We start from the raw sequence: 18,610 nt of genomic DNA on the forward strand, positions 1-18,610 counted from the left end.
GGCAGCGGCGAGTGGCTGCTCGGCCCGCAGGCGGTCTTCGCGTTCATCGCCGGAGGCTGGGCCGCCTCCGCGCTGGTCAGCGGCCTGAACTGGTACGTGATGGGCCACTACCGGGACAAGGGCTACGGGATGGGCCACCACACCGGGTTCATCTCCGGGCTGCGCGGCGGTGGCGGCGGACTGCGCGACGTGGGCGTCACGTTCCCGGACGACGACGTCAACCGCGGCCGCTGGCGTCGCTGGTACCGGTTTGCTGCTGCTGGACATGTCGGGCGTGTTCTTCCCGATGTACCTCAACAGCCGCCTGCCACGGCCGGCCCGTCCCCGGCCGTGGCACTACCTGCTGCTGGTGGCGAACGTGCTGTTCTTCGGCTTCTTCTTCGTCAACTTCGTCGCGAATCTGGCCGGAGACCCACTGGTCACGTTCCGACCGGGGCGTGGGCTCAGTACAGCGTCACCAGCGTCATGCAGTTCGCGGCGTCCGGTGCCGCGGGGCTCGGGTGCAGCGTCACCACCCAGGCGTGGCTCTCGCCGAGGTCGATCTCCTCGGTGATCGTGCCCAGCCGCCGGATCTGCGCCAGCAGCGCCGCCGGGGTCTTCGGCTCGGTGCGGATGCCCTGGTAGACGAGGAGGCGCTGATATCCGGCGACCGCGGCGTCGAGCTTGGCCGGGTCGCAGTCCGCCGAGCTGGACGCGCGCACGTAGTGTCCCGGGCGCAGCAGGCGCGGCTTCGCGTACCAGACGATCGACGGCGCGGACGAGATGGTGACCAGCACCAGGTCGCCGCCGCGCTTGCGCTGGCTGATCCACTCGACGCCGCCGCGGTCGTCCGTGGTCAGCGTCTCGGTCACCGGCCGCCCGGCGTGCGCGATCTGCGGCGCGGCGACCAAGCCGGTCATCGCGATAACGAGCAGCACCGCGACCGCGCCGGCCACCGCCGGCACCCGTCGCCCGGCGCGGGCGGCCGGGCTCGTCGTGACGCGGACGTCCGGACCCCCGTCCGCCGCGCTCCCGGGCGCGCTGCCGTCGACCGTCGCGCCGGTCCCGGCCGCCGTGCTCCCCGTCGTACCGCCGACGGGCGTGGCCTTCGCGGGAACCGCGGGCCGGAACCAGGCCGCGGCGCGGGGGAACGGCGTGACCGCGGCGCGGACCGCCGCGTCGGCCGCGATCGCGACCAGCGTCAGCATGATCGGGGCCAGCCAGAGCGCCAGCCGGCTGCCCATCGGCACCGCCCGGACCGCACCGTAGATCAGCGCGGAGATCAGCGGCGCGGCCAGCAGCCAGCCGGCCGCGGGCCGGCGCCACAGCGCCAGCGCCAGACCGGCTACCAGGGCCAGATAGAACAGAACGGACACCACCCCGGCCGGTACGTGCAGCGGCTCGATCGCGAGCGCCTCCGGACGGGCCGCGGCCCACTCCAGCAGCTGACCGGCGCTCGGATGCTCCGGCGGCAGCGCACCGCGCTCGGTCCAGAACGGCTTCAGGTGCGGCTCGCCGGTGGTCGCGGCCAGCCCGGCCACCCAGTGCACGCCGAACGACGCCAGCCACCCGAAGCCCCACGCGGCGGACCGGACCGCGGCGGCGAACCCGTCCCGGCGCCAGATCGCGATCACCAGGACCAGCGCGAAACCGGGCGCGGCCAGGATCGCGGACATGCTCAGCCACGACGACACCAGTGCGGCCAGCCAGAACAGCGCGACCGGCAGCCAGCGCCGGTGCGTGACCGCGGCGGAGCGCTCCAGCGCCCACAGCGCGATGCCGGCCATCATCAGCACCAGCGTGGCATCGGCCGAATACTGCTTCAGCTCGGCCGAGTAGCGGATCAGCGACGGGGAGATCGCGTACAGGCCGACCAGCGTGACCGCGCCCGCCGGGCCGAGCCAGCGGCGGGCGACCAGCCACGCGACGATCAGGCCGGCGATCCCGATCAGCAGCGGGACCAGGCGCAGCGCGCGCTCGCCGTCGCCGAACAGCACCCGGGCGATCCGGACCAGCCACAGCCAGGCGAGCGGCGCGCTCTGGTTGTACATCAGTTCGCCGGTCAGCTCGCCGAAACCGGACTCGCGGACGTTGATCGCGATCATCGCCTCGTCGAGCCAGAGTGAGGCGTCCTGCGTGTAGTGCCAGAGGCGCAGGACCACCCCGATGAGGACCGCGACGAGCGCGATGTCGGCGGGCCGTAGGAGACGGCGGGCAGGAGTCACGGCGGGGGACGTTACCGGCCCGGGCCGCGCCGCCGTGCCCCGGGTGTGATCAACTCAGTCCGCCCGGGGCACGGCCGGCACCAGCCAGTTGCCGAGGTCGAGCGGCGCGGCGGAGCGCGGGTCGATGTGGTCCCGTGCCCGGCGCAGGTGCGCGAGCGGGCCGGTGGCGGCCGTCAGCCGGCCAGCAGCACCAGGACAGGCCCACCGCGGCCGGCGCCGCCTGCACGAACAGGATGCGCCGGCCGACCGTCGCGCCGCCGTAGAGACCGGCGGCCAGCACACAACCCAGGAAGAACAGCTTCGCCTGGTACGCGGTGGCGCCGTCGGCCAGCAGCGCCCAGATCAGCCCGGCCGCGAGGAACCCGTTGTACAGCCCCTGGTTCGCGGCCAGCGTCTTCGTGGCCTCCGCGTACTCGGGCGTGGTGCCGAAGACCGCCCGCCCGCGGGGCCGCGTCCACAGCACCATCTCCAGCACCACGATGTAGAGGTGGATGACGAGGACCAGCCCGATGACGACGTTCGCTGCGATGCTCACGTCGTCGCACCCTACGTCCACGACCCGCCGCCGGTCTCGCCGGTGCCCGGAGAACCGTGGCTGGCCTGATCGGCCGGCGCGGCAACGTACGCCCGGCAGCATCGGCGGGCCCGAGCCCACGTGGTTCGGCACCCGGCCCCCGGGTCGATACAGGCTCTAACCGGGCCCGTCGTCCGGCGGCCGGCGTCGTCCGGCCGTTGCCACCGGCGCGACGGCGCGGAGCTCGGCGGTCAGCCTGGCGGCCAGCTCCCGCGCGGATTCCGACGGAGGCGGCGGCGTGGGCGCGAAGAACGTCACCTTGAGCCGCGGGCGTCGCGGGAACCGGGCGATGTCCACGGTCCCGGAGACCGCCGCGCAGACGATGTGGGCCTCGGGGACGGCCTGTGCGAGACGGCCGGCACCGCTGCGGGCCCGGAGCCGGCGGCCCTGCGAGCGGGTCCCCTCGGGGAAGATGCCGAGGCAGCCGCCGCCGGTCAGGCACCGCACCGCGGCATCGAGCGCGTCCGTGTCGGCCTCGCCGCGCCGGACCGGAATCTGTCCCATGCCGTCGAGCACGCGGCGGAGCAGCGCGTTGTTCCACAGCGAAGCCTTGGCGAGCGCGTGGATCTGCCGGTGCCGGCGGGCGGCGACGGCGATGACGACCGGGTCCCACATGCTGTCGTGGTTGGCCGCGACGATCGTCGCGCCATGCGCCGGGAGGTGGTGCAGGCCGGTCACCTCGAGCCGGCCCCACCAGCGGACGATCGGCCCGGCCGCCGCCATGACCGCGCGGTAGACCGGCGGGATCCGCCCGGCGTGGCCGGTCCCGGCGGCGGAACGGTTGCGCTTCATGCCTCACTCTCCCATCGAACGGGCCGCGCCGCATCGCCCGGCCGCGGTGCCGCGATGGCGCGGCGTACCGCCGAACTCGCGGGCCGGGTCGCTGAACGGCACGTCCCGGGGCCTGACGGTCCGGTCACGCGTGTCCGTGTCGCTGGGCCACGTCGGTGAGGTGGGTCAGCGTCTACGCGACCCACCGGGTGCTGGAGATGCTCGACCGGATCGTGCCGTTCTTCGCGGAGGACCTGCCCGAGCCGGCGGCGTGACCGGTGGTCAGCTGGTGGCCAGCGCGCTCTTGCCGCGGCGTTTCGCGTCGTACATCGCGGCGTCCGCGGTGCGGAGCAGGCCGTCCGCGGTGGTACGGGTGCCGATCGCGACCCCCACGCTGGCCCGGATCTGCAGGTGGTGGCCGTCGATGACGGCGGCCTGGGTGACGGCGGCGCGGATCCGGTCGGCGGTGGCGGCGGCGAACTCCTCGGTCGTCGGGGAGAGGATGACCGCGAACTCGTCGCCGCCGAGCCGCGCGACCGTGTCGTACGGGCGCACGCACCGTCGCAGCCGCTCCGCGACCAGCGCCAGCACCTCGTCGCCGACGTGGTGACCGAGCGTGTCGTTGATCGCCTTGAAGCCGTCCAGGTCGATGGCGAGCACGCCGACCAGGCCGTCCGGGTCGCCGGGCTGTGCCGGGCCGCGGAGCTTGCGGTGGAACAGCAGGCGGTTCGCGAGCCCGGTGAGCGCGTCGTGGGTCGCGTCGAAGCGCAGCTGGTCCTGGAACGCTCGTGCGTCCGTGACGTCCCGCGCGTTGCAGATGTAGCCGCGCACGTTCTCGTCGTGCAGCAGGTTCGTGCGGGTCACCTCGAGCCAGCGCCAGGAGCCGTCCGCGTGCCGTACCCGCAGCTGGGTGGTCTGCACCTCGTCCGGGCCGGCCGGGAGCGCGAGCGTGCCGAGGTCGTCCGGGTGCAGCAGCGCGGAGAGCGGGCGACCGGTCAGCGCCTCGGGGGAGATGCCGAGCACACGCTGCACCGCGGGACTGGCATAGGTGACGACGGCGTCCGCGTTCGCGACCACGGTGATGTCGGAGGCGTGCTGGACCAGCGCGCGGAACCGGGCCTCCTGCTGCGCGATCCGGTGCAACAACGCGTGGTTCTCGGCGAGCGCGGCGAGCTGGCGCGCGACGACGAGCGTGCTGATCAGGATGGCACCGGCCACGATGCCCCAGGCGCGCGGCGACAGCTCGGCGCTCCACAGCACGGAGACCAGCAGCGCGTACGTGGCGGCGACCGCGACGTACGGCAGCAGGCTCACCCGCCCCTCGCGCCGCACCGCGCCGGACGTGGCGCCGCCGTGCCGCATGCCCAGCTCCTGAACCTTCGGCGCGAACGCCATCAGCACGCACGGCACGAAGCTGGCCGCCATCGCCAGGTGGTAGTGGCCGGCATCGGTGAACGCGCCGCCGACCGCGATGCCGGCGCCGGTCGTGGTGACGCCGATGATGCCGATCGCGGCCGCGGTGCGGGTGAACGGCGGGTTCCCGCCGAGCGCGAGTTTGAGCACGCCGAGCGCGCAGATGAGCATGCCGGCCGCACCGGCCACGGTCAGCGCCAGCCGGGGCAGTCCGCCGTCGTTCGCGGCGCTGACCGAGTAGACCCAGATGAACGCGCCGACCGCGGCCAGGATGATGATCGCGTCGAGCCAGAACCGCAGCCGTTCGCCGCGGGTCACCGCGCCGATCGGGTGGGTGATCATGGTCCACAGCGGCAGGCAGACGCCGGCGGCCAGGAACGCGAGCTGCACCGAGCCGCCGGTGATCGCCTCGGCCGGGGTGTCCGCACCGGCCGCGAGGAACGCCTGACAGGAGTCGCCGACCGTGAACAGCGCGGTGGCGTGCGCCATCGACCGCCAGAACCGCCGGGTGGTGGGTTCCGCGCCGGCCATCCGCCAGATCTGCCACGAGGTGAGGCAGATGGTCACGTCCAGCACGACCTGCGCGGGCCAGAACAGCCGCAGCGCGCCGTTCATGTCCGCGAGCGGCACCACGTACCAGAGCGTCCCGAGGACGGAGAACACGATCAGGCCGACGAAGAGCGGATCACCGAGGGCGGCGCGGCGCACCGACCGCTGCCCTGTACCCATCTGCTGAACCCCCGGCGAAGCGCTTCGACTGTGATCGCATCATCGCGCGCGGTGACGCCGACCTGAGGGCTTCGGCCGTACGCGTGCGCCTTGCTAGGGTTCCGGCGTGCTCGGGACGAACGAGATCGCGGCCGAGGTGGCCCGCGTCTCCGCCGGCAACCCGTTCTTCGGCATCGGTCTCGGGCCGCTGCCCGGCGCGCTACCGATCGAGGACGTGGTCGCCGCGGTCGGCGCGTGGGCGCGCACGGACGAGCCCCGGGTCGCCGCGTCGCTGACCGTCCTCGGCTACTCGGCCCGCCTGGTCGGCCCGGTGCTGGCGCTGCTCACCCGTGCCGGTATCCTGCTCGACCTGACCGCGGTGAGCTGCGCGTATGCGCCGGGCACCGGTTTCCGGCTGTCGCTCGACGCACCCGCCGGAATTCGCGGTGCCGGTCTCGAGGCCGCCTGCGGCGCCGCGCTGGTCGCGCACCTTTCAACGATCATCACAAGGGTACGGATGGCGGCCCCGGCCGCACACGGACTCCTGTGGGGGAACGTCGCGTCCGGGATCGTGGGCACCATGCGGCAGCTGTCCCGCGTCGCGCCGCCCGCGCACTGCCGCCGGATCCGGGACGCGGTGCTCGCCACCGTGCCGCTGGACACGGCCGGTGACTTCGGCACGGGCGACGCGTACACCCGGCGCAGTTGCTGCCTCTACTACCGCCTCGGCGCCGGCACCTGCGGCGACTGCCCACTGCCCCCGGACATCGCCCGTGTGCACCGCGGCTGAGCCCGCTGCCGGCTCAGCCGCGGTGCCGGCGTCAGATCGGCAGGCTGATGAACGTCCGGCCGGCCGTGTTGACCACCTCGATCGCGGTGACCTGAGCCGGGTCGACCGAGGCGCTGCCGTCCAGGTTCGTGCCGCCGGTCTCGGCCGCCTCGGAGACGATCCAGCCGCCTGCGATCTGCCGGTCGCCGTCCGCGGACACCACGATCAGCCGGCAGTCCTCGCCCGGCGGGATGCCGGCCACGGCCGCGTTCACCCGGACCCAGCCGGCCGCGGGCGTGACCGTCGCGGTCATCCGCACGTTCGTGGCCGGGTCGACGCCGGACCGCACGCGCGTGCCGGCCGGTGCGCTCTGCGCGGCCGGCGGTGCCGTCACGCCCGGGTCGCCGGTGCCGCGGCCGAGCAGGACACCGCCGCTGACGGCCGCGATCAGGGCCAGCGCGGCCGCCCCGATCATCAGCCCGCGCTGCCAGCGGGCCCCGCTGGACTCCTCCGCGCGGATCTGCCGCAGCGTGCGCTGCAGCACCAGGTCCGCGTCCGGCGGGCCGTGCATCAGCGCCTCCGGCGGGACCTCGCCGAGCGCCTCCTTCAGCGCCTCGAGCTCGGCGAGCTCGGCCCGGCACGTGTCGCACGCCGCCACGTGCGCATCGACTTCGTTGCGCTCAGCGGGTTCGAGCGTGTTCAAGACGTACGCTCCGATCAGCTGGCTGTGCTCGACCTCGGCACTCATCGGGTCACCTCCGCCACTCGCGCGACGGACGTGCCGGGCGCCTGTGCTCTTCTGCCTATGACGTGCTCACGGAGCGACTTCATGGCGTTGTGTGATCGGGACTTCACCGTACCGGGTGGGATTCCCAGATGCTCCGCCGTCTCGGTGACGGTGCGGCCCCGGAAGTAGATCTCCACGAGCACGCTGCGGTGCTCCTCGGAGAGCGTCTCCAGCGCGTCCAGCGCGACGATCGAGTCCACGACCTGGTCGGAGTGATCGTGGGAGACCGGCACGGTCACCGGCGACTCGGCCACCTCGGTCGGCCGGACCGACTTCGCCCGCGCACGGTCCGTGATGATGTTCCGGGCGACCGTGAACAGCCAGCCCCGGATGGAGCCGGTCGACTCGGACAGCTCGTGTGCGTGCCGCCAGGCACGCAACAGCGTCTCCTGGAGCACGTCCTCCGCGGCGGTCCGGTCGCCGGTCAGCCGCGTCGCGTAGGCGATCAGAGCGCCGCCGTGCTCCTCGTACAACGACCTGATCAACGCCTCGTCGCTCGACGTCCGGCGGTTGCGCGGCCGTAGAATCGCCATCGCGTCGCCCCTTAGAAGGTGTCGGTGGTGGTGAGGACCCGTCGGCCCGCACCACCGCGAGCTACGACCGGCCTCCGGGAACGGTTCACAGCAGTTTCTACTGACAGGTGCGGTTCGCGTTCAGGCACGCGACGATCTCGGCCATCAGCGGCTCGGGGGCCAAGTTGATCATGATGCCGTGGTCGGTGCGCGGGCTTCGGTGCTGCTCAGGGAACGCGTCCACGGTGAAATCGCCGGACACACGGTAGCCGACCGTGACTCGCAACCGGGGGACGGCGAACGTGCGCGGTGGGCAGGCGCCGTCCGGGCCCGCGAAGCTCAGGTGCCGGCGATGCCCGGCGCTGTCCGTTCGCACGCCGTCCCAGCAACTCGGGAAGTCGAACACGCGCCGCACCTCCCGGCCGTCCGGGCAGCGCGGATAGCGATCGGTCCGCCGGTCCTCCGAGTCCTCGCAGGTCCAGGCGCGGATGCCGGACGTGCCGGTGGTCGCGGCGCGCGCGTCGCCGGTCATCGCGCGCAGCCCGCGCGGCGCCGCCACCACCGGGCCGGTCGCGGCGGCCAGGTACTCCATCCGTACCGACGCCGGGTGCAGGATGGCGGAGTGTGCGCCGCCGGCCCGCAGCACCGGCCAGTAGATCGTGGAGAGGTCGCCGTTCGTGCAGGTCGTGGTGCCGCGCAGCAGTGACGCGTCGGTCGAGTCGACGCCGGTCGAGCGGTTGCCGACATAGTCGTGCACGTGGTGCTCCGGGCCGGCGACGCCGGGCGTGACCACGACGTTCGCGGTGTTTCTGTGCGCCTCGGCGTTCGTGCCGCAGTCGAACACGTACCGGCCGGGTCCTGTCGGGATCACGACAGTAGCGGGCGCCCGCGCGATCGGCACCCGGTCGGCGTGCTGCCCGGCGCCGGCCGCGCCGACTACGGTCAGCGCGCCGGCCAGCAACGCCACCTCCACCGCCAGTGCGGCGGCGAGCGACACCGTGCGGCGCGACCCGGCCATAGTCGTCACTCTATTGGCCGCGGTCCGGCACAGCACGTGAGCGCGGTGGCGGCTGCCGGACATCGGCCGGAAATATGTGTGAACCGGATCCCCGCGGTGGTCGTTCTAGCGTCAAGCGTCGAATGACCGGAGGCCGACCATGACCGTTCCGCAGCACGCCACCCGTGACCCCCGAACGGCCCCCGGGCTCGTCGTGCCCATCGCGGGGCCGGTGCGTCACGGGCGGCGCCGCGCCGCGAAGCTCGCCGGGTTCGCGCTGCTCGCGGTGGGTGCGCTCGCGCTGCTGGTGGCGCTGCCGTGGCTCGGCATGGGGCCGGGCGTGGCGGAGGCCCAGCCCGGGCTGGTGCGGGTCGAACACCCGCTGCTCTACGCGGCCGGCGGCGCGGTGGCGGTGGCGTGCGCGATCGTGGTCATCCGGCGCACCCGCCGGGCCTGACGAGCGGAAACCAGCGGGGGTACGGCGTACCCCCGCTGGTTCCTGGATCCGGGTTATGCCCGGCCGCGCTGGGCGCGGTAGCGGGCGATCAGCGCGTTCGTCGACGAGTCCTGGTCGCCGGCCGGCGCCGCCTCCTGCGTGAGCAGCGGCGCGAGCTGGTTGGCCATGACCTTGCCCAGCTCGACGCCCCACTGGTCGAACGGGTTGATGTCCCAGATCGCGCCCTCGGTGAACACGATGTGCTCGTACAGCGCGACCAGCTGGCCCAGCGTCGACGGCGTCAGCTTCTCGCCGAGGATCGTGGTGGTCGGGTGGTTACCCGGCATGATCTTGTGCGGGACCACGGCCGCGTCCACGCCCTCCGCCTCGACCTGCTCCCGGGTCCGGCCGAACGCCAGCGCCGCGGTCTGGGCCAGGAAGTTCGACATGAACAGGTCGTGCATCTCCGCGGTGTCGTGGTTCGGCACGCTGAAGCCGATGAAGTCCGCCGGGATCATCTTCGTGCCCTGGTGGATCAGCTGGTAGAACGCGTGCTGGCCGTTCGTGCCCGGCTCGCCCCAGAAGATCTCACCGGTCTGCGCCTGGACCGGCTCGCCGCTCCGGGTGACCGACTTGCCCAGGCTCTCCATGGTCAGCTGCTGGAGGTAGGCGGCGAACCGGTGCAGGTACTGCGAGTACGGCAGCACCGCGTGCGTCTGGACGCCGAGGAAGTTGTTGTACCAGACGTTGAGCAGGCCCAGGGTGGCCGGTACGTTCTGCTCCAGCGGCGCGGTCCGGAAGTGCTCGTCCATCGCGTGATAGCCGGCCAGCATGTCCCGGTAGTGGTCCGGGCCGACCGTGATCATGACGGACAGGCCGACCGCGGACGGCAGCGAGTAGCGGCCACCCACCCAGTCCCAGAAGCCGAACATGTTCGCCGGGTCGATGCCGAAGTCGACGACCCGCTTCTCGTTCGTCGACACCGCCACGAAGTGCTTCGCGACCGCGCTGTCGTCCACGCCCAGCTTGCCGAGCAGCCAGGTGCGGGCCTCGCGCGCGTTGGTCAGCGTCTCCTGCGTGCCGAACGTCTTCGACACCACCACGAACAGCGTGGACGCCGGGTCCAGATCCTGCGTCTTCACCGCCAGGTCGGTCGGGTCGATGTTGGACACGAACCGGGCCGTGATGCCCGCGTCCCGGTAGTCGCCGAGCGCCTCGTAGGCCATCACCGGCCCGAGATCGGAGCCGCCGATGCCGATGTTCACGATCGTGGTGATCCGCTGCCCGGTCGCGCCCCGCCACTCGCCGCCGCGCACCTTCTCCGCGAACGCCGCCATCCTGTCCAGCGTGGCGTGCACGTCCGCGACCACGTCCTGACCGTCCACGGTCAGCTGCGCGTCCCGCGGCAGGCGGAGCGCGGTGTGCAGCACCGCCCGGTCCTCGGAGGTGTTGATGTGGTCACCGCGGAACATCGCCGCGATCCTGCCCTCTAGGTCCTGCGCACGCGCGAGATCACGCAGCAGGTCGAGCGTCTCGTCCGTGACGAGGTTCTTGCTGTAATCGACGTAGAGGTCCGCCGCCTGGCCGGTCAGCCGCTGCCCGCGGCCGGGGTCACCGGCGAAGAGATCACGCAGATGCGACTGACGGATCTTCTCCGCGTGCGCCTGCAGCGCCTGCCACTGCGACGTGCCCGTGACCGTTTCACTCATCAGCTCGACCTACCCGTGTAGCCGTTTGTCTGTCGTTCCATCCTTACGTACTCCGGCCCGCCACGGTTGACAACGTGCCGCGCCTTACCCCCGCCGCCGGTAGACGTTCACCGCCACCACCCCGGTCCCCGCCCCGAGCAACGGGACCAGCGCCAGCAACGCCGCCGGCACGTGGCCGGCGAACGCGACCAGCAGCATCCCGACGCCGGTGAGCAGGGCCAGCAGCATGATCAGGGCAAGGGCGACGGACACCAGGGTGCTGATCAGAATCAGGATCGCCCGCTTGGCGTTCGCGTCACTGGTCTCCGCGAATCGCCAGCGGTTATCCAGGAATTCGATCAGTCCGGCCCGCGGTGCCGCGGCCCTGATGATGGTCAGCTCTCCGACGACTTCGCCTTCCCGAACGGGTTCCCCGGTGCCTGCTTCGCTCGGCCTCATGTTTCCTCCCCCGGCCGGTTCCGCGCGCAGAGTTCCCCCTTCTGCGTGCGGGTATTGGTCAAGTAAGGTGCTCTGAAAACCAAGGTCGCAGGCGCGACTCGCACGTGCAAGTTTTCATTCGCACCATTCACGTGAGCGATTTTGCGGCATCTTTACAGCTAGGTGGTGTTCGGATGTCCGGCAATGGGAGACCTGGCGATCTGTCAGGTGGCAATCCGCTTGCCCGTCGCCGCGCACTCGGCGCCGAACTGCGTCGGCTTCGGCTGGGTCGGGCGCTGACCGCGGAGCAGGCTGCTCGTGCCATCGACCGCTCCGGTTCGTGGATCAGCCGGCTGGAGTCGGGAAAGGTGGGGATCCGGCCGAGGGAACTGCACGATCTGCTGGACGTCTATGGCGTCACCGGCGGGTCCCGCCGGGACCGTCTCGAACTACTGGCCGTCAGCGGCCGGGAGCGTGCCTGGTGGAGTGCCTATCGTGACGTGGTGACGGAGTCGTTCGCCGTCTTCATCGGCATCGAGGACTCGGCCGAGTCCATCTTCGAGTACCAGGAGCGGGTGATCCCCGGTCTGTTGCAGACCGAGTCGTACATGCGGGCTCTTTTCAACCGCTACGCCGCTGTTCCCGAGTGGGGGATAGCGGCCGCTGAAATTGATCGGAGAATCGAAGTCAGGCTCGCCCGGCAGGAGATTCTCGATCGGCCCCGTCCGCCTCGGCTCACCGTGGTGATAGACGAGTCGGTGGTGCGACGGACTGTGGGTGGCAGAGAGATTCAGCGGACTCAGCTTCGCCGGCTGCTCGACAGCATAGAACGCGGAGTCGATGTGCGAGTGTTGTCATTCGATAGTCCGGCCGGACCGCCGGTCGTACCGTCCTTCGCCATCTTGAGGTCTCACGCCGGGTCGGAAACGGCCTGCTCGGAGACGCGTGACCGAGCGGTGACCTATGATGGGGATCTGGCTTCTCCGTATGTGACGATCGGTCGTTGGTTGCTTTCCGTTGCATTGTCGTCACGTAATTCGGAGAGGCTCATCGTTGAGGCTCTCTCGGATATGGGTGTGTAGTTTCGTGAACAGAAGTATCTTGACGCGCGGCAGGTGGACCAAGAGCTCGCGGAGCGAGCTGGGTGACTGTGTCGAGGTGCGAGCGGGTGAGGATGCTGTCGATATTCGTGACAGTAAGCATCCGTCCGGTCACCGTCTGAGTGTTTCTGGTGCGGCATGGACCGCGTTCGTGCGGACGATCGTCTGAACCGGACCCCGAACGAAAAGGCGCGGTCTTCGGGCCGCGCCTTTTCGTTGTGGTCGACCGAACCTGAAACTTTCCGGACGGCGGATGGGAGTAAGCGGGTCGATGCGGGGGCACAGATAGGGCGCTGAGGCTGGTAGTCGGGAGGTGGGCCGCGGTGGTGGGCAGCGTTCGGGCGCATGTGGAGAGTGGCGCGCTGGTCGTGGCGCTGGGGGAGCGGGCGGGCCTGCTGTCGGCGGAACTGTTGCGGCGGGCGCTGGTGCGGTGCACGGCGCACCACCCGCCGTTCGTGATCGTGGACTGTGCCCGGGCCGGGCGGTCGAAGCGGCTGGCGTCGCTGCTCAACGCGGCGGTGGTGTTCTGCAACGCGCGGCGGCCGGGGATAACGATGGTGGTGTCGGCGCCGAACGTGGCGGTGCGGCGGGTGCTGCGCGGGCGGGTGACGATGTTCCCGACGCTGAAGGCGGCGCTGACCGCGCTGCCCGCGCGGCGGGCACACGCCGCCCGCGAGCACGTGCGGATGGAGCCGGAGGTCTCCGGTGCGTCGGTGGCGCGGGCGCTGGTCCGGTCGTTCTGCCGGCGTCGCGCGCTCGGTGAGGAGGTCGTCGAGGCGGGCGAGCTGATCGTGTCCGAGCTGGTGTCGAACGCGGTGCAGCACGCCGGGACCACGGTCGACGTGACGGTCAGCCACTACCGGGGGCAGCTGCGGATCGCGGTGGCGGACCGGTCGGCGGACCTGCCGCGGTTCGGTGGCAGCGCGCCGGAGCCGGGTCTGCCGGTACGCGGCCGCGGGCTGGATCTGGTGGCCCGCTCGGCGTCACGCTGCGGCGTGCTGCTGGCGCCGGACGGCAAGGCCGTGTGGGCGAGCGTGGCGGTGCCGCGCCGGCGCTGGCGGCGTACCCGTGCGTCCGTCGCGGCCCTGGGCCGGGTCGCCTCGTGGCGCCCGGTCGCGCGCCGCCGCTTCGCGTCCCACCGCCCGGTGCTCGGCCTGCGCACCGCCTGACGGCGGGCGGTCCGCCGCACCGAACACCGTGACCGATCCGCCGCGACGGGCGGAAAAGTGTCGGCGCCCGCTGCTACCGTCCGTTCGATCACAGGGATCGCACCGGCGGCTGGAGCGCTATGACCATCAACTCGCACGTGACCACGTTCGCCGGGCTCCCGGTGGTGCCGTCCGGCAGCGACGTGCGGCCGGACGATCCGGGCGCGGTGGCCTGGCGCGTCGAGATCGACGACTACGACTCCGCGCCGGGCGAGTTCGAGGCCGCGATGGAGACGATGCTGGAGCTGGCCGGTGCCGGCGGGCCGGTCGCGCTGGTGATCGGCCAGTGGGGCGGGGCGTACGAGGAGGCGCCGCCGATCGACCTGCTGACCCGGCTCGCGCCGCGCATGCCACGGCTGCGGTCGTTGTTCCTCGGCGACCTGACGTTCGAGGAGTGCGAGATCTCCTGGATCCGGCATCGAGACATCGCGCCGCTGCTCACGGCCTATCCCGCGCTGGAGCGGCTGGTCGTGCGCGGCACCGAGGACCTGGCGATCGCCGAGGGCGTGCGGCACCCGGCACTACGCGACCTGGAGATCCAGTCCGGCGGTCTCCCGGCGCGTCTGCTGCGCGCGGTGCTCGCGTCGGAGCTGCCCGCGCTGGAACGGCTGCACCTGTGGCTCGGCGTCGAGACGTACGGTGGCGACGTCGTTCTCGAGGACCTGCGGCCGCTGCTGGCCGAGGCCGATTCCCGCTGGCCCCGGCTGACCGCGCTGGGCCTGCGCAACAGCGAGATGCAGGACCAGGTGGCGGCCGCGGTCGCGGAGTCGCCGGTGCTCGGCCGGCTGCGCGCGCTGGACCTGTCGCTCGGCACGCTCGGTGACGAGGGCGCGGAGTCGCTGCTCGGCGCCGGGCTGGAGCACCTGGAGGAGCTTGACCTGCACCATCACTTCATGAGCCCGCAGGTGGCGCAGCGGCTGGTCGACGCGCTGCCCGGCGTGCGCGTCGACGTCACCGACCGGCAGGAGCCGCGCGGCGACTGGGGGCGCTACGTCGAGGTCTCGGAGTGACCGTGCTGTCCGTGATAGGCAACCCCACGAATCGGCGGGTCACGATGTTCGCGCGCGCGGTGACCGACGCCGGCCTGCCGCCGCCGCGCGTCCACGCGTGGCGTGACGTGCTCACCGGTGGGCCGGTCCCGGGGGCCGGCGAGGTCGTTCGCGTCGACTCGCCGGGCGAGGACGCCGAGGTCGGGCGGCTGCTGCGCGGCCCGGCGGAGCACGGCGAGATCATCGGGACGGCGATGGCGCACACCCGGCTGGGCGCGGCGTTGCGCCGGGTCGAGGCCGGCGGCGGCCGGCTGCTCAGTGCGCCGGACGACATCCTCACCATGAGCGACAAGCCGCGCTGTCACGCGACGCTGCGCGACCGGGGTGTGCCGGTGCCCGCGGCGCTGCCGGCGGTGACGGGCTACGACGGCCTGCGGGTGGCGATGCGGGCGGCCGGCTGGGCACGGGTCTTCGTGAAGCCGGCGCACGGCTCGTCTGCGTCCGGCGTGCTCGCGCTCTCCGCCGCGCACGGCCGGATCGCGGCCGTGACCAGCGTCGAGCGCGGCCCCGGCGGGCGCCTCTTCAACAACCTGACCATCCGGCGGTACGAACGGGAGGCCGACGTCGCCGCGATCGTCGACGCGCTGGCCGGTGACGGGCTGCACGTGGAGCGGTGGTTCCCGAAGGCGGGGCTGGGCGGGCGCACGGTCGACCTGCGCGTGGTCGTGATCGCCGGTGAGCCGCGGCACGTGGTGGTGCGGGCCAGCCGGTCACCGCTGACGAACCTGCACCTCGGCAACGCGCGCGGCGACGTGGCCGAGGTCCGGGCGCGGGCCGGTGCCCGGGCGTGGGACGCGGCCATGGAGACGTGCGCCCGGGTGGGTGCGGCGTTCCCACGTACCCTGACGGCCGGTGTCGATCTGATGTTCCACGCGGGCTGGCGGCGGCACGCGGTGGCCGAGGTCAACGCGTTCGGCGACCTGCTGCCCGGCGTGCTGCACCGCGGCGAGGACACCTACACCGCGCAGGTCCGGGCGACGCTGTGCGCGGTCTGATCCCGGGCCACGACCTGCTCCTGGTCACGCTGGACACGCTGCGGTACGACGTCGCCGCGCGGCTGCACGCGGCCGGGCGCACGCCGGGGCTGGCCCGCCGGCTGCCGGGCGGCTGGGAGCGGCGGCACTCACCGGCCAGTTTCACCTACGCGGCGCACCACGCGTTCTTCGCCGGGTTCCTGCCCACGCCGGTCACGCCGGGGCGGCACGAGCGGCCGTTCGCGGCCCGGTTCGCCGGCAGCGAGACGACCGGGCCGGGCACCTGGGTGTTCGACGCGGCGGACCTGCCGGGCGCGCTCGCGGACGCCGGCTACCACACGGTCTGCCTGGGCGGCGTCGGCTTCTTCAACCCGGGCGCGCCGCTCGGCCGGGTGCTGCCCGGCCTGTTCGCGGAGGCGCACTGGGAGCCGTCGTTCGGCGTGACCGCGCCCGGCTGCGTGGACGCGCAGGCGGACCGGCTCGCCGGGATCGTCGCCGGGCTGCCGGCGGACCGGCCGCTGTTCACGTTCGTCAACGTGGCGGCGATGCACCAGCCGAACCGGCACTACCTGCCGGGTGCGGAGGAGGACACGATGGACAGCCACGCGGCCGCGCTGGAGTACGCGGACCGGGCGCTGGAGCGGATTTTCGCGCTGGCCGGCGGCCGGGGCCGGCCGTGCCGGGTGATCGTCTGTTCCGACCACGGCACGCTCTACGGCGAGGACGGGCACGTGGGACACCGGGTCGCGCACGAGGCCGTGTGGACCGTGCCGTACGGGGAGTTCACGCTGTGACCGACTCGCCGTACCAGGGATATCTGTACGCGTACCCGCACAAGACCGCCTATCGCCGGTTCGACCCGCGGCCGGCGCTGGCGGACGTGTGGGCGGGGGAGCGGCAGGACGCGCTCTTCGGGTACGTGCACGTGCCGTTCTGCGAGATGCGCTGCGGCTTCTGCAACCTGTTCACCCGGTCCAACCCGGCCGGCGAGCAGGTCACCGCCTACCTCGGCCGGCTGCGGGCGCAGACGCGGGCGGTGCGGGAGGCGCTCGCGCCGGGCGCGCGGTTCGCCCGGCTGGCGATCGGCGGTGGCACGCCGACCTACCTGACCGCGCCGGAACTCGTGGAGTTGTTCGACATCGTCGGCAGCCACGGCGTGCCGCTGTCGGTGGAGACGTCGCCCGCGACCGCCACGCCGGACCGGCTGGCCGTGCTGGCCGGGCACGGGACCACGCGGGTCAGCATCGGCGTGCAGAGCTTCCTCGACGCGGAGGCGCGCGCGGCCGGGCGCCCGCAGCGCCGCACCGAGGTGGAGGCCGCGCTCGGCGCGATCCGGGAGGCGGCGATCCCGGTGCTGAACATCGACCTGATCTACGGCATCGACGGGCAGACCGCGCAGACCTGGCGGCGGAGCCTGGACGCGGCGCTGGCCTGGCGGCCGGAGGAGCTGTACCTCTACCCGCTGTACGTGCGCCCGCTGACCGGGCTCGGCCGGCGGGCGTCGTCCCGCGCCGACTGGGACGGGCAGCGGATGGCGCTCTACCGGCAGGCGGTGGACGTGCTGACCGGCGCGGGCTACACCCGGCTGTCGATGCGGCAGTTCCGGCGGGCGGACGTGCCGGCCGACGACGGGCCGGACTACTGCTGCCAGGACGACGGCATGGTCGGGCTCGGCTGCGGCGCCCGGTCGTATACGACGTCGCTGCACTACTCGTTCGACTACGCGGTCACGGTCGGTGAGGTGCGCGCGGTGCTGGACGACTACCTCGCCCGGCCGGACGACGACTTCCGGTTCGCCGAGTTCGGCTATCGGCTGGATCGGTCCGAGCAGCGGCGGCGGTGGCTGCTGAAGTCGCTGCTGCGCGCGGACGGGGTGGCGGCGGCGGACTACCGGGCGCGGTTCGGCACGTCGCACGCGGACGACTTCCCGCAGCTGGCGACGCTGGTCGAGCGCGGCTGGCTGGAGCCGGGCCGGTCCCGGCTGACCGCGGAGGGCCTGGCGTGGTCGGATGCGATCGGCCCGTGGCTGGTGTCCGGGGAGGTGCGCGCGGCGATGGACGGGTTCGCGTTGCGATGAGCGGACCGGCGCTGTACGTGCTGTACCGCGGGCCGCTGACCAGCTGCAACTACGACTGTCCGTACTGCCCGTTCGCGAAGCGGGTCGACCCGCCGGAGCTGCTGCGCGCGGACCGGGCGGCGCTGCACCGGTTCGCGGACTGGGTGGCGGCGACCATCGACCGGCGGCTGTCGATCCTGTTCACGCCGTGGGGTGAGGGGCTGACCCGGAGCTGGTACCGGGAGACGATCACCCGGCTGTCACACCTGCCGCACGTGGACCGGGTCGCGATCCAGACGAACCTGGCCGCCCGTACCGGCTGGCTCGCGGACGCGGACCGGGACACCGCGGCACTGTGGACGACGTACCACCCGGGTCAGGTCGGCCGGGACCGGTTCCTGGCGCGGTGCCGCGAGCTGGACGCGCTCGGCGTCCGCTACTCGGTCGGCGTCGTCGGCCTGCCGGCGCACCTGGACGAGGCGCGGGCACTGCGCGCGCTGCTGCCGCCGCACGTCTACCTGTGGGTGAACGCGGCGGACGGGCACGTCTACACCGCGGACGAGGAGGCGGCGTGGACCGCGCTCGACCCGCGCTTCGGCGACAGCGTGCGCCCGCACCCGTCCCGCGGCCTGCCCTGTCACGCCGGGGAGACCGCGATCTCCGTGCTCGGCGACGGCACGGTGCGCCGCTGCCACTTCGTCGACGGCGCGATCGGAAACCTCTACGACGGTACGTGGCGGGCCGCGCTCAAGCCACGGACCTGTCCGAACGTCGCGTGTGACTGCCACATCGGGTACGTGCACCTGAAGCCGCTCGGCCTGCGCGACGTCTACCGCGACGGGCTGATGGAGCGGGTTGTCCACAGGGCCGAAGAATTTACCCGGGGAAGTATTTACACGCACTAACATGCTCGTAGCTCAGCCCCT

At 72.6% G+C, this 18,610-nt stretch carries 19 protein-coding genes; 10 read left to right on the forward strand and 9 right to left on the reverse strand.

Annotation, left to right across the window (positions count from 1 at the left end):
• Positions 1-443: 443 nt before the first annotated feature.
• The 4 genes from J2S42_RS36830 to J2S42_RS36845 form a co-directional block, all read right to left on the reverse strand.
• Positions 444-2,204 (reverse strand): glycosyltransferase family 39 protein, encoded by a 1,761-nt coding sequence (locus J2S42_RS36830; protein ID WP_307246873.1) that lies wholly within the window; start codon positions 2,202-2,204, stop codon positions 444-446.
• A 49-nt stretch (positions 2,205-2,253) separates the two neighbouring features.
• Positions 2,254-2,739, reverse strand: coding sequence for a DUF1304 domain-containing protein (locus J2S42_RS36835; RefSeq protein WP_307246874.1), 486 nt, complete (start codon positions 2,737-2,739; stop codon positions 2,254-2,256).
• Between the two features lie 156 nt (positions 2,740-2,895).
• Complete coding sequence (locus J2S42_RS36840; protein ID WP_307246876.1) at positions 2,896-3,570, reverse strand: lysophospholipid acyltransferase family protein; 675 nt, start codon at positions 3,568-3,570, stop codon at positions 2,896-2,898.
• Between the two features lie 261 nt (positions 3,571-3,831).
• Positions 3,832-5,691 (reverse strand): sensor domain-containing diguanylate cyclase, encoded by a 1,860-nt coding sequence (locus J2S42_RS36845; protein WP_307246878.1) that lies wholly within the window; start codon positions 5,689-5,691, stop codon positions 3,832-3,834.
• A 106-nt stretch (positions 5,692-5,797) separates the two neighbouring features.
• Here J2S42_RS36845 and J2S42_RS36850 point away from each other — a divergent pair, with 106 nt between their 5' ends.
• A complete protein-coding gene (locus J2S42_RS36850) occupies positions 5,798-6,460 on the forward strand; it encodes a (2Fe-2S)-binding protein (protein WP_307246880.1) in 663 nt (220 codons plus the stop codon).
• A 31-nt stretch (positions 6,461-6,491) separates the two neighbouring features.
• Here the strand turns inward: J2S42_RS36850 and J2S42_RS36855 are convergent, their stop codons facing one another.
• The 3 genes from J2S42_RS36855 to J2S42_RS36865 form a co-directional block, all read right to left on the reverse strand.
• Positions 6,492-7,187: an anti-sigma factor family protein gene (locus tag J2S42_RS36855; RefSeq protein WP_307246882.1), complete on the reverse strand. Its 696-nt coding sequence runs from the start codon at positions 7,185-7,187 to the stop codon at positions 6,492-6,494.
• The gene (locus J2S42_RS36860; RefSeq protein WP_307246884.1) at positions 7,184-7,759 is read right to left on the reverse strand and encodes a sigma-70 family RNA polymerase sigma factor; all 576 of its coding nucleotides are present in this window, start codon (positions 7,757-7,759) and stop codon (positions 7,184-7,186) included. The genes J2S42_RS36855 and J2S42_RS36860 overlap by 4 nt, the downstream gene beginning before the upstream one ends.
• Before the next feature lie 97 nt (positions 7,760-7,856).
• The gene (locus tag J2S42_RS36865) at positions 7,857-8,756 is read right to left on the reverse strand and encodes a DUF1996 domain-containing protein (RefSeq protein WP_307246885.1); all 900 of its coding nucleotides are present in this window, start codon (positions 8,754-8,756) and stop codon (positions 7,857-7,859) included.
• 139 nt (positions 8,757-8,895) lie between these two features.
• Here J2S42_RS36865 and J2S42_RS36870 point away from each other — a divergent pair, with 139 nt between their 5' ends.
• On the forward strand, positions 8,896-9,192 hold the full coding sequence (locus J2S42_RS36870) for a hypothetical protein (RefSeq protein ID WP_307246887.1): 297 nt from the start codon (positions 8,896-8,898) through the stop codon (positions 9,190-9,192).
• A 53-nt stretch (positions 9,193-9,245) separates the two neighbouring features.
• On the opposite strand, the gene pgi is transcribed toward J2S42_RS36870, so the two are convergent.
• Positions 9,246-10,880: a glucose-6-phosphate isomerase gene (gene pgi, locus J2S42_RS36875; RefSeq protein WP_307246889.1), complete on the reverse strand. Its 1,635-nt coding sequence runs from the start codon at positions 10,878-10,880 to the stop codon at positions 9,246-9,248.
• 84 nt (positions 10,881-10,964) lie between these two features.
• Entirely contained in the window at positions 10,965-11,318 is a 354-nt protein-coding gene (locus tag J2S42_RS36880; RefSeq protein WP_307246891.1) for a hypothetical protein, read from the reverse strand.
• A gap of 131 nt (positions 11,319-11,449) precedes the next feature.
• Between J2S42_RS36880 and J2S42_RS36885 the strand changes: the two genes are divergently transcribed.
• The 8 genes from J2S42_RS36885 (at position 11,450) to J2S42_RS36920 (ending at position 18,589) form a co-directional block, all read left to right on the forward strand.
• Entirely contained in the window at positions 11,450-12,379 is a 930-nt protein-coding gene (locus J2S42_RS36885) for a helix-turn-helix domain-containing protein (RefSeq protein ID WP_307246893.1), read from the forward strand.
• 4 nt (positions 12,380-12,383) lie between these two features.
• Positions 12,384-12,566, forward strand: a complete 183-nt coding sequence (locus J2S42_RS36890) for a DUF397 domain-containing protein (protein ID WP_307246895.1) — start codon at positions 12,384-12,386, stop codon at positions 12,564-12,566.
• A 154-nt stretch (positions 12,567-12,720) separates the two neighbouring features.
• Positions 12,721-13,566 (forward strand): ATP-binding protein, encoded by an 846-nt coding sequence (locus J2S42_RS36895; protein ID WP_307246897.1) that lies wholly within the window; start codon positions 12,721-12,723, stop codon positions 13,564-13,566.
• 119 nt (positions 13,567-13,685) lie between these two features.
• Complete coding sequence (locus J2S42_RS36900; protein ID WP_307246899.1) at positions 13,686-14,615, forward strand: STM4015 family protein; 930 nt, start codon at positions 13,686-13,688, stop codon at positions 14,613-14,615.
• 2 nt (positions 14,616-14,617) lie between these two features.
• Positions 14,618-15,649 carry an STM4014 family protein gene (locus tag J2S42_RS36905; RefSeq protein WP_307246901.1) on the forward strand — a complete coding sequence of 344 codons (1,032 nt, stop codon included), beginning with the start codon at positions 14,618-14,620 and terminating at the stop codon, positions 15,647-15,649.
• Complete coding sequence (locus J2S42_RS36910) at positions 15,637-16,422, forward strand: STM4013/SEN3800 family hydrolase (RefSeq protein WP_307246903.1); 786 nt, start codon at positions 15,637-15,639, stop codon at positions 16,420-16,422. Before J2S42_RS36905 ends, J2S42_RS36910 begins: the two co-directional genes overlap by 13 nt.
• Positions 16,419-17,705, forward strand: a complete 1,287-nt coding sequence (locus tag J2S42_RS36915; RefSeq protein ID WP_307246905.1) for an STM4012 family radical SAM protein — start codon at positions 16,419-16,421, stop codon at positions 17,703-17,705. The genes J2S42_RS36910 and J2S42_RS36915 overlap by 4 nt, the downstream gene beginning before the upstream one ends.
• The gene (locus J2S42_RS36920; protein ID WP_307246907.1) at positions 17,702-18,589 is read left to right on the forward strand and encodes an STM4011 family radical SAM protein; all 888 of its coding nucleotides are present in this window, start codon (positions 17,702-17,704) and stop codon (positions 18,587-18,589) included. The genes J2S42_RS36915 and J2S42_RS36920 overlap by 4 nt, the downstream gene beginning before the upstream one ends.
• Positions 18,590-18,610: the final 21 nt, after the last annotated feature.

This window comes from Catenuloplanes indicus, assembly GCF_030813715.1.
Taxonomy (GTDB): domain Bacteria; phylum Actinomycetota; class Actinomycetes; order Mycobacteriales; family Micromonosporaceae; genus Catenuloplanes; species Catenuloplanes indicus.

Bases quoted from the DNA above. Each gene is read 5' to 3' on its own strand.
- J2S42_RS36880 (WP_307246891.1), bottom strand. From the start codon at position 11,318: ATGAGGCCGAGCGAAGCAGGCACCGGGGAACCCGTTCGGGAAGGCGAA.
- pgi (WP_307246889.1), bottom strand. From the start codon at position 10,880: ATGAGTGAAACGGTCACGGGCACGTCGCAGTGGCAGGCGCTGCAGGCG.
- J2S42_RS36855 (WP_307246882.1), bottom strand. From the start codon at position 7,187: ATGAGTGCCGAGGTCGAGCACAGCCAGCTGATCGGAGCGTACGTCTTG.
- J2S42_RS36860 (WP_307246884.1), bottom strand. From the start codon at position 7,759: ATGGCGATTCTACGGCCGCGCAACCGCCGGACGTCGAGCGACGAGGCG.
- J2S42_RS36870 (WP_307246887.1), top strand. From the start codon at position 8,896: ATGACCGTTCCGCAGCACGCCACCCGTGACCCCCGAACGGCCCCCGGG.
- J2S42_RS36920 (WP_307246907.1), top strand. From the start codon at position 17,702: ATGAGCGGACCGGCGCTGTACGTGCTGTACCGCGGGCCGCTGACCAGC.
- J2S42_RS36845 (WP_307246878.1), bottom strand. From the start codon at position 5,691: ATGGGTACAGGGCAGCGGTCGGTGCGCCGCGCCGCCCTCGGTGATCCG.
- J2S42_RS36865 (WP_307246885.1), bottom strand. From the start codon at position 8,756: ATGGCCGGGTCGCGCCGCACGGTGTCGCTCGCCGCCGCACTGGCGGTG.
- J2S42_RS36840 (WP_307246876.1), bottom strand. From the start codon at position 3,570: ATGAAGCGCAACCGTTCCGCCGCCGGGACCGGCCACGCCGGGCGGATC.
- J2S42_RS36900 (WP_307246899.1), top strand. From the start codon at position 13,686: ATGACCATCAACTCGCACGTGACCACGTTCGCCGGGCTCCCGGTGGTG.